The organism is Klebsiella sp. CN_Kp091 (assembly GCF_040065095.1).
Lineage (GTDB): Bacteria > Pseudomonadota > Gammaproteobacteria > Enterobacterales > Enterobacteriaceae > Klebsiella > Klebsiella aerogenes.
In genome coordinates this window covers 79147-86549 of the sequence record NZ_JBEAIO010000037.1, presented here as the reverse complement: position 1 = coordinate 86549, position 7403 = coordinate 79147, and the positions used below count along the sequence as shown (strand labels likewise).

Annotated in this window: 5 protein-coding genes; 1 reads left to right on the top strand and 4 read right to left on the bottom strand. The window is 54.8% G+C overall.

What is annotated here, in order from left to right; all coding sequences use genetic code 11:
• Positions 1 to 72: 72 nt before the first annotated feature.
• Positions 73 to 1359, bottom strand: coding sequence for a peptidylprolyl isomerase SurA (surA, locus tag ABLV17_RS14875; RefSeq protein ID WP_015368289.1), 1287 nt, complete (start codon positions 1357 to 1359; stop codon positions 73 to 75).
• Positions 1360 to 1413: 54 nt separating this feature from the next.
• Positions 1414 to 3759, bottom strand: a complete 2346-nt coding sequence (lptD, locus tag ABLV17_RS14870; RefSeq protein WP_032713339.1) for an LPS assembly protein LptD — start codon at positions 3757 to 3759, stop codon at positions 1414 to 1416.
• A 241-nt stretch (positions 3760 to 4000) separates the two neighbouring features.
• Here lptD and djlA point away from each other — a divergent pair, with 241 nt between their 5' ends.
• Positions 4001 to 4828, top strand: coding sequence for a co-chaperone DjlA (gene djlA, locus ABLV17_RS14865; protein WP_015704375.1), 828 nt, complete (start codon positions 4001 to 4003; stop codon positions 4826 to 4828).
• Between the two features lie 32 nt (positions 4829 to 4860).
• Here djlA and ABLV17_RS14860 read toward each other — a convergent pair whose 3' ends face one another.
• Positions 4861 to 5559: a response regulator gene (locus ABLV17_RS14860; protein ID WP_045397296.1), complete on the bottom strand. Its 699-nt coding sequence runs from the start codon at positions 5557 to 5559 to the stop codon at positions 4861 to 4863.
• Positions 5549 to 7174 carry a sensor histidine kinase gene (locus tag ABLV17_RS14855; RefSeq protein WP_087860912.1) on the bottom strand — a complete coding sequence of 542 codons (1626 nt, stop codon included), beginning with the start codon at positions 7172 to 7174 and terminating at the stop codon, positions 5549 to 5551. Before ABLV17_RS14855 ends, ABLV17_RS14860 begins: the two co-directional genes overlap by 11 nt.
• Positions 7175 to 7403 lie beyond the last annotated feature (229 nt).

The window sequence follows — 7403 nt, the reverse complement described above, 5'->3', positions numbered from 1 at the left end:
AGAGACTGGCCGTTGCTGGGGCGACCGGTCTACCCTCCCGATACGCCTTTAAGGCGTGGAGAGGGGAGAGCTTTAGTTGCTCAGAATTTTGACGTAAGCGCTGGCGCGCTGTTCCTGCATCCAGGTGGCCGCTTCTTCAGAGAATTTGCGGTTCATCAGCATGCGGTAAGCACGGTCCTTCTGCGCGGCGTCGGTTCTGTCGACGTTGCGGGTATCCATCAGTTGGATCAGGTGCCAGCCGAAAGAGGAGTGAACCGGGCCGCTAGTCTGGCCTTTGTTGAGGCGCATCAGCGCATCGCGGAACGCGGGATCGAAGATATCCGGCGTCGCCCAGCCTAAGTCGCCGCCCTGATTGGCGGAACCCGGATCCTGGGAAAACTCTTTCGCCGCTTTATCGAAAGTGGTCTTACCGCTCTTAATGTCAGCGGCAATCTGTTCCAGCTTCGCCTGGGCCTGCGCGTCGTTCATGATCGGCGACGGCTTCAGCAGGATGTGGCGGGCATGGACTTCGGTGACGGAGATGTTCTGGCTGCCGCCGCGCATATCGTTAACTTTCAGGATATGGAAGCCGACGCCGGAACGAATCGGACCGACAACATCGCCTTTCTTCGCGGTGCTCAGCGCCTGAGCGAAGATACCCGGCAGCTCCTGAATACGGCCCCAACCCATCTGGCCGCCTTTCAGCGCCTGCTGGTCAGCGGAATAGGTGATAGCCAGTTTGCCGAAGTTAGCGCCGCTACGGGCCTGTTCAACGACGGACTTCGCCTGCTCTTCCGCAGCCGCAACCTGATCGGAGGTCGGGTTTTCCGGCAGCGCGATCAGAATATGGCTCAGGTTGAGTTCGGTGCTGGCATCGTTCTGATCGCCAATCTGCTTGGCCAGCGCTTCAACTTCCTGCGGCAGCACGGTGATGCGGCGGCGCACTTCGTTGTTACGTACTTCCGAAATCAGCATCTCTTTACGGATCTGATTACGGTAGGTGTTGTAGTTGATGCCTTCATAGGCCAGACGGCTACGCATCTGATCCATCGACATGTTGTTCTGTTTGGCGATGTTGGCAATGGCCTGGTCAAGCTGATCGTCGCTGACTTTCACGCCCATTTTCTGACCCATTTGCAGAACGATCTGGTCCATGATCAATCTTTCGAGGATCTGATGACGCAGGGTCGCGTCATCCGGCAGCTGCTGTCCCGCCTGACCAGCGTTGAGCTTCACCGACTGCATCAGACCATCGACGTCGCTTTCCAGAACAACGCCATTATTGACGACAGCCGCTACTTTATCGACCACCTGCGGGGCGGCGAAACTGGTATTCGCGATCATGGCGATACCGAGAAGCAGCGTTTTCCAGTTCTTCATACTTTTTCCATTTCAATTAACCGCAAATGCGGATTACGTTTTAAACCAGACGCCTTACAGCGAGCTCTGGTACGGCAAAATGTTCGAGCGCAGCATCTGCTGGGTGCCAAGACCATAGTTGGAGCTCAGACCACGCAGTTCGATGTTGATACCGAAGGTGTTGTCGTATTTGCTTTCGCCGCCGTTGTTGTTATCCCAGCCGTTGATCTTACGTTCGTAGCCAAGGCGGATAGCGTAGCAGCAAGAGTTATACTGTACCCCTAACATCTGGTTAGCCGCTTTTTTGGTATTGGTATCGAAGTAGTACGCGCCGACCACTGACCAACGATCGACAATCGGCCAGCTTGCGGTCATTCCCACCTGAGAAATACCCTCTTTATACTGCTGAGCGGTGGAATACGAAGGCAGCGTCGCCTGAATATATTCCGGACTCGCGTAACGGTAGTTCAGTTGCACTAAGCGGTTTTCGTCGCGGCGGTATTCAATGGTTCCGTTGCCGGTTGCGACGTTATCCAGACGCGTATCGTACTGGATCCCCCCGCGTAAACCCCAGTTATCGGTGATGCGCCAGTAAGTATCGCCGGCCCAGACCAGTGAACCCGTGGTGTCGTTATTCTCCCAGTTGATGTTGTCCGCACCGGTACGAGACTCGGTGAAATAGTAGATTTGACCAACGGAAATATTAAAACGTTCAACGGCCGCGTCATCATATACGCGAGATGTGACGCCGGTGGTGACCTGGTTGGCTGACGCGATACGGTCAAGGCCGCTGTAGGAGCGGTCGCGGAACAGGCCGCTATAGTCGGACTGCAGCAGGGTCGAGTCGTAGACGCCAATGTGGCTCTGGTCGCGATACGGGATATACAGATACTGCATGCGCGGTTCCAGGGTCTGGGTATACCCTTCCTGCATATCGCGTTCGAAGACCATTTTGCCGTCGATTTTGAACTGCGGCATCACGCGGTTAACCGAATCTTTGTAATCGGTACCGTTAGCGGTGTTGTACTGATCGAGGTTACTCTGCTGATAGTGGGTCGCCAGCAGCTTCGCCTCGGTATTGATGCTTCCCCAGCCGTTAGACAGCGGCAGGTTGATCGTCGGCTCCATGTGCAGGCGCGTCGCTTCCGGCATATCGCCGTTGGTGTTGACGAAGTGCACCGCCTGCGCATACAGATGGGTATCGAACGGACCGACATCATTCTGGTAGGCGTTAATATCGAGCTGAGGCTCAGCAGCGTAGGAGTTGCTCGAGCTACGGTCGAAGACCTGGAACTGCTTGGTCGACACGGTGGCGTCAAAGTTCTGGTTAACGTAACCGGCGCTGAATTTCTGCGTCGCGTAGCCGTCGGTACTGGAGCCGTACTTAGAGCTGAAGTCGTTAAAGTAATCCGGGTCGCTGACTTTGGTGTAGTCGGCGTTCAGACGCCACACCTGATCGATAACCGCGTTGTGGTTCCAGTAGAACATCCAGCGGCGGCTGTTGCTGTCGTTGGAGTGATCGTCTTCGTACACTTTATCGGAAGGCAGGTAATCGAATTCGAATAAACCTGCGCCCGCCTGGGTCAGATAGCGGAATTCGTTTTCCCACATTACGCCGCCGCGTTTATTCATATAGTGCGGCGTAATGGTGGCGTCGAAGTTCGGCGCGATATTCCAGTAATAGGGCAGCGAGAACTCAACGCCATTTTTAGTGCTGTATTTGGCGTTGGGGATCAGGAAGCCGGAGCGGCGCTTATCGCCGACAGGCAGCTGCAGATACGGGCTATAAAAAATAGGGACGGAACCCAGCTTAAAGCGCGCGTTCCAGATTTCGGCAACCTGCTCTTCGCGGTCATGGATAACTTCGCTGCCGACGACGCTCCAGGTATCAGAACCCGGCAGACAGGAGGTGAAGCTGCCGTTTTCCAGAATGGTATAGCGGTTTTCGCCGCGCTGCTTCATCAGGTCGGCGGTACCGCGCCCCTGACGGCCAACCATCTGATAGTCGCCTTTCCAGACGTTAGTATCTTTGGTGTTCAGGTTCGACCACGCCTTCGGCCCCTTCAGAATGACCTGGTTGTCGTCATAGTGAACGTTGCCAAGCGCATCAACGGTACGCACCGGCTGCGGTTGGCCCGCCGGCTGCTGCTGATGCAACTGCACCTCGTCGGCCTGCAGGCGACTATTCCCCTGATTAATATCAACGTTGCCGGTAAACACGGCATTATCAGGGTAGTTGCCTTTCGCATGATCGGCGTCAATCGTTACCGGTTGATCGTTAGGCTTTCCTTCAACGAGAGGACGATTATAGCTTGGCACGCCAAGCATACATTGCGTGGCGAGATCGGCGGCCATGCCCTGTTGGCTATACAAGGCGCTGGCGATCATGGTGGCCAGGAGGCTGGGGATACGTTTTTTCATACGTTTTATTTGTTGTTCCGTCATCTTGTGGCAGCGGCTTGCAAACGGTCAGAGCCTAACGTACTCATCTTAATCGCGCTAGTCTTAATCCGCTCGTTTCGTTTCTGAGCGTTAGGCACCGTGTAGAATGGCGAGTATGATAAAGCAAATTATAGGCGATGTCCCACATGACCGTGGCGTCAACGCTTGGTAACGTGCGGTCATATATAGCTTAACTGGTAGCACAAAGATTGGGGAGTCTATGCAGTATTTGGGTAAAGTGATTGGTGTCGCGGTTGCATTATTGATGGGCGGCGGCTTCTGGGGCGTGGTGCTTGGCTTTTTAGTCGGGCATATGTTTGACCGGGCCCGTAGCCGTCGACTGAATTTATTTGCCAACCAGCAGGAACGGCAGTCGCTGTTCTTTTCCACCACGTTTGAAGTGATGGGACATTTGACCAAATCGAAAGGGCGCGTGACGGAAGCCGATATTCATGTGGCGAATGTGCTGATGGATCGTATGAACCTGCACGGCGAGTCGCGCACCGCGGCGCAGCAGGCATTTCGCGCCGGAAAGGCCGATAATTACCCGCTGCGCGAGAAAATGCGCCAGCTGCGAAGCGTCTGTTTCGGTCGCTTCGATTTAATTAGGATGTTTCTGGAAATTCAGCTGCAGGCAGCCTTCGCCGACGGCGAATTACATCCCAATGAACGCGAAGTGTTGTTTGTTATCGCCGACGAGCTTGGTATCTCGCGTGCGCAGTTTGAGCAGTTCCTGCGCATGATGCAGGGCGGCGCGCAGTTCGGCGGCGGCTCGCAGCAGCAATCCTATGGTCAGCGCGGCGGCAATGGCGGCTGGCAGCAGGCACAGCGCGGCCCGACGCTTGAAGACGCTTGTAATGTTCTCGGCGTCAAGCCGACCGATGATGCTACAACCGTCAAGCGCGCTTACCGTAAACTAATGAGCGAACATCACCCGGACAAGCTGGTGGCCAAAGGGCTGCCGCCGGAGATGATGGAAATGGCGAAACAGAAAGCGCAGGAAATCCAGAAAGCCTGGGAGCTTATCAAAGAGCAGCGCGGCTTCTGAATCCCGTAAGGCTTCTCCTTCATGGAGAAGCCTTAGTTCGCGCCCTGCGCGCGGCGATACATCCGCCGCGGGTGGCCAATTTTTCCGTACAGCATTTCCACTTCCAGAAAACTCACTTCCACGCAGTGCTCGAGATAACGACGGGCGGTGGTCTTGCTCAGTCCGGTTTCGCTGACCACTTCGTCCACTGAAAAGCAGTGCGTTTCGCGGCCATGAAATAAATTCTGCACCAGCGCCAGGGTCTTTTCCTCGATGCCTTTGCTGCCGTTATCGGCGCGAAAATTTTTAGCCTGCAGCTGATAAAGGGAATCAACGTTTTGCTGATCGACGATTTTCCATTCCCGCTGCTGGTCGTAAAACTGAATAAAGCGCTCCAGCGACTGGCTCAGGCGTTTCCACGAAACCGGTTTGAGAATGTAGTCGAAGGCGCCGTTGCGTATCGCCTGGCTGCAGGTTTCCATATCGCTGGCGGCGGTGATGAAAATGACCGAACAATTGGCGTTGGCCAGAATCGGGTCGGTCATCAGCGTGACGCCTTTGCCGTCCGGCAGATAATTATCCAGCAGGACCAGCTGCGGCGGCCTGGCGTTGAGCATCTGCCGCGCCTGAGAAAGCGAGGCGGCCATTCCCGCCAGCCGCATGCGCGGGTGTTTCTGAATGAGCTCGGCGTGCAGTCGGGCCAGCTCGTTTTCATCTTCGATGATCAGCACATCGACCAAATCATGATGCATCGTTGGCCTCCGGTTGCGGATGGGCTGGCGGGTCAGCGGGAATAAACAGGGTAAATATCGTTCCGCGCGGCGCGTTATCGGCGACTTCAATCGTGCCGCCAGCCTGAGTCACATAATGTTCAATAAGATACAGACCAATACCGTGATCGCCACGGGTTTTTGTCGTCACTCCGCGCTCAAAAATACGCTCGCGAATATCCGGGCGGATACCGACACCGCGGTCGGCCACCTCAATCATCAGCTCGCGGGCGTTGAGTTGAATCAGTACCTCGACCGGTTCGTGCGGTAGTTCGGCGCGTTGCGTGGCTTCAATGGCGTTATCCAGCAGATTGCCGATGATCGAAATAAGTTCCGACTCCATCAGCGACGACAGCGGGCGATCGATACGACAGGCCGGATCAAAGCTCAGCTCAACGCCTTTTTCATAGGCGCGGGTGGCTTTACCCAGCAGCAGGCCGCACAGCGTCGGCGAACGAAATCGCGAGGAGATGAAGTCCAGTAGCTCCTGGGCATGCTCCGATTGCGCCTGTATATAGCGAATAGCTTCGTCGTAGTGGCCCATATGCAGCAGGCCGGAGAGCGTGGTCATGCGGTTGAGCTGTTCGTGGCGCATAATGCGCAGGTTATCGACATAGCGTTTCACCTGGCTGAGCTGAGCGGTGAGGGCGTTAATTTCATCGCGGTCGCGGAAGGTGATCACCCAGCCCTGTAGCGAGTTTTCCAGCATGATGCGCACCCGGCTGGCGAGTACCGTCAGCTGGTTAAAGCGACACAGTTCATCGTGCGTATCGTTCGCCAGCATCGCGCTGCTGGCGAAAAACGGCTGCGGGGCGATCACGCTATCAATCGATTTGCCGCGCAGCAGATGCGCGGGCTGCTTAAGCCCCAGCAGGCTGCGGGCGGCGTGGTTAATCACTTCAATCCGTCGCTGGCTGTCGATAACGATAACCCCTTCGAAAATCGATTCCATCATCGCTTTTTGCTGGCGTACCAGCAGGCCAATTTCGCGCGGCTCCAGCGAAAAAATCTGCTTTTTAATGCTGCGGGTAAAATACCAGGAGAAGATAAACAGGGCGATCAGCAACAGAATGGCGGCGACAAAAATATTCACCACCTTTTGCACGGTGATGCTATCGAGATAGCTGGTCAGATAGCCAACGGAGACAATGCCGATCACCCGCCCGTTGTCATCGACAATGGGCGTTTTACTGCGAAGTGAGACGCCCAAACCGCCTTTACGGATGGTGGTGATAGTTTTGCCTTCCAGCACCGCCTGGTTATCGCCACCCACTAAGCGCGTGCCGACCCATTCCGGGTGTACGGAATGAAAAAGGTGTACGCCTTTATCATCGCCGATGACGATAAAGCTGGCGTCGCTGTGGGCGGCGATTTGCTTCATGAAGGCGCCGATAGCCTGCGGATCGTGCAGGCTGACCTGCTGGCGCAGATTGGGCATCAGCGCAATCTCTTCGGCCTGAATTTTCGCCCTGGCGCTCATTTCCTGATACAGCTGGCGGCTGGCGTCAAGATAATAATAAACGCCAAGCAGAGCGAATAAGATGGAGAAAAAGGCCACCAGGGAGATGAACAGCTTAAATTGAAATGAAACTTTCATAGTTATGCGCACAGTATTTGAGATGCGGTAACGATATCGTCAGCGGCCAGAAGGACAATTTATCTACTGGCGCCTATTTATAAAGGGTAATTATCCGGTTAATAAAAAAACCATAAAAACCACGCTAAGAAATTAGATATATATCACTAGAGTCAATAGAAACCATAAAAACCATAACGACCATTAAAACTTCTTTTTTAATCTGCCCCCTCTCACATTAACCGCGCGC